Below are 420 nucleotides of genomic sequence, written 5' to 3' on the forward strand. Positions count from 1 at the left end.
AGTCCCGCAGGGTCGCGGTGGGTGTCTTGCCGGTGAGCGTCACGGTGACATCGGTGACGTCGTTCACCGGGGTGCCTTTGGTGACGGTTCCGGCCTTCTGCATGACCAGCACGTCGCCCATGGCCCGCGCGAGGGCATCCTTCGTCGCGTACTTCTTCAGGTCGGTGCCCTTGATGTCAGCCTGGGCGTAGGCCTTGACCTGTTCTCCCCAGAACGCGGTGTACGCCGTGCGGACCTCGTCCTCGGCCAGCGACCGACCGTCCGGGCTCGCCGATACGGACGGCGCTGTCGAGGAAGGAGACGCCGACTCTGAAGGGGAATCGTCTCCTGTCGAGCCCTCGCTGCAACCGGCCAGCGCCACCAGGCTGCCTGTGACGAGCAGGGCGGTTGCGTAGGTGCGGGCGCGAACACCGGGGCGCC

General features: G+C 68.1%; 1 pseudogene. It reads right to left on the reverse strand.

The features are described 5' to 3' along the window. Positions 1-420 (reverse strand): annotated as a pseudogene (locus TN53_RS44375) (hypothetical protein); the annotation flags it as partial.

The sequence above is a fragment of the Streptomyces sp. WM6386 genome (assembly GCF_000972385.1).
Classification (GTDB): Bacteria; Actinomycetota; Actinomycetes; order Streptomycetales; family Streptomycetaceae; genus Streptomyces.